Source organism: Corynebacterium sp. KPL4015 (assembly GCF_040225725.1).
Taxonomy (GTDB): domain Bacteria; phylum Actinomycetota; class Actinomycetes; order Mycobacteriales; family Mycobacteriaceae; genus Corynebacterium; species Corynebacterium rhinophilum.
On record NZ_JBEHGF010000054.1, the window covers coordinates 1 to 1,807 of the forward strand.

Below are 1,807 nucleotides of genomic sequence, written 5' to 3' on the forward strand. Positions count from 1 at the left end.
TACTACGGTGGTCGCCAGCCTCATTCATAAGGGGCCCACCGTCAGTTACAGATACACCACACTAGTGGACGCAACCTGCGGCCGGAAATCTTATCTTCAAAGAACCGGTCAATCCTGCCGGAAGCATTGAGTAGTTCTTTCTGGCGCTGATTATTCTGCTCCACCGTGGAGACACGGATATAGCCCACCCGCTGCCCATGCGAACCGGAGTCATTGCCCATTAGTCTTCGCCCCGCGAAGGTTTAAAGGCAGAATTCTCTTGTTCTATGACCGCATCACGATACGACTCGATTGCATCCGAGAGGGCGTACAGTTGAATGCCGTCGAGACCGTCCGCGTCAGCAAGCAAGGCTTGTACAATCCTGCCCAACGCCTGCTGCCCCGACGACAATCCACCATGCAGATCTTTCACCCGTGCCAACGCGGACACTTCATCAATATGACTTTCAATATGGAAACCGTCAGACGATAACACCATACTCACCACTTTCTGTAAATATAAGGCCCAGACCCCGCTAGACACGTGTAAAACAATGTTAGGAACGGCCCTATTTTACAGGAAACATTCTACCCCAAACTGGCGTAACAATAGGGTGTACCTTGTTCTTCACAAGCCTGACTCATTAATTTCAAAACTATGATAATTAACATAGGCATTAATCTATGTATCCAGGTGTAAAGCGCGCTATCCTAAAAGTGCTGGAAACAGCGACATCATCTTTCCCCAAGGAGTATAAAATGCATAAAGTAGCGAAAGGCCTAGCGGCAGCTTTTATTGCTGTATCTATGTCGACAGCTCAAACACCAGCGATGGCAGTCCAAGCCCCACCATCACAAACGTTCACAGAAACACGTGCAGTAAGTCAAAATCCTGCCGAAACTCCCGCTTTCCTCGGCGGCGAGCTTCATGGACTCACAACTCAAACACTGTCAGTTGATGAATACGGTGAAGTTACCGCAACCATCAATAATGACACCGGAGAAGTGACTACTACTTACCCTGACGGTTCAGCCAAAACAATCACCGCAGAGGAAAGCGCACAAGCACTTCGAGCTCGTCTTAATGAAGCAAGCCCAGAACAGATCGCCGGCCTACAGGCTTCCATGAAAGAGCGCATCTCCAAAGAACAGGTATGCCCTTACGTTGTTGGCCTAGTCGGTGCAGGACATGCTGCATCTTGGGGCAAAGTACTAGCTCTAGCAGCTGTCAACCCCGCGATTGCTGGACTAGCATTTGCAGGTGAAACCGTATTCTGGACATGGGTATCTACCCACTGCTAAAAGGAGAACCTCATGCCACTGTGGATCATCGCAATTGTAGTTTTTGCTGGGGGCAGCATTGGCTATGCCCTTGGTCTAAAAAAGCGAATGGAAGATAATCCAAAGCTCCAAGGAAAAGGCCTTCGAGTTTTGTTTTCAAATAAGTAGAATATTACATTCGCTCCGGTTCGTCACTCATCCGAGTAGGCGAACCGGATTTTTATCAGACTTAACACGTCAAATAGGGGGGTGTTCCTATATAGTTTGTCAATCTCGCGGGTGGGGTGGACGGGGGCGGATCCCTAACTCGGGATTTTTAGGTGTGTTGTTTTGCGCGCGACTGGTAGCCGACTGGGATTTACCCAGTCGGCTTGTTTCGTTGTTAGGGGTTAAGCTGCTGCGGCTTCCTTTGCTGGGGCGGGGTCGCGGTAATACTCGTGGTTGCGCATCATGGCGTAGAGGACGTTGATTCGTCTGCGGGCGAGTGCTACGACTGCGGCGTTGTGTCTTTTGCCTTCACGGCGCTTTCGTTCATAGAATTGGCGTG

Annotated in this window: 3 protein-coding genes and 2 pseudogenes; 2 read left to right on the forward strand and 3 right to left on the reverse strand. The window is 49.9% G+C overall.

Annotation, left to right across the window (positions count from 1 at the left end; all coding sequences use genetic code 11):
* Positions 1-77: 77 nt before the first annotated feature.
* Positions 78-221: pseudogene (locus ABRP64_RS11565) on the reverse strand (recombinase family protein); the annotation flags it as partial.
* A complete protein-coding gene (locus ABRP64_RS11570) occupies positions 221-478 on the reverse strand; it encodes a hypothetical protein (protein WP_349866530.1) in 258 nt (85 codons plus the stop codon). The gene ABRP64_RS11570 and the pseudogene ABRP64_RS11565, both read right to left, overlap by 1 nt.
* Before the next feature lie 260 nt (positions 479-738).
* Here ABRP64_RS11570 and ABRP64_RS11575 point away from each other — a divergent pair, with 260 nt between their 5' ends.
* On the forward strand, positions 739-1,281 hold the full coding sequence (locus tag ABRP64_RS11575; protein WP_349866531.1) for a hypothetical protein: 543 nt from the start codon (positions 739-741) through the stop codon (positions 1,279-1,281).
* A gap of 12 nt (positions 1,282-1,293) precedes the next feature.
* Positions 1,294-1,428, forward strand: coding sequence for a hypothetical protein (locus ABRP64_RS11580; RefSeq protein WP_023016690.1), 135 nt, complete (start codon positions 1,294-1,296; stop codon positions 1,426-1,428).
* Positions 1,429-1,649: 221 nt separating this feature from the next.
* Here ABRP64_RS11580 and ABRP64_RS11585 read toward each other — a convergent pair.
* Positions 1,650-1,807: pseudogene (locus ABRP64_RS11585) on the reverse strand (IS110 family transposase); the annotation flags it as partial.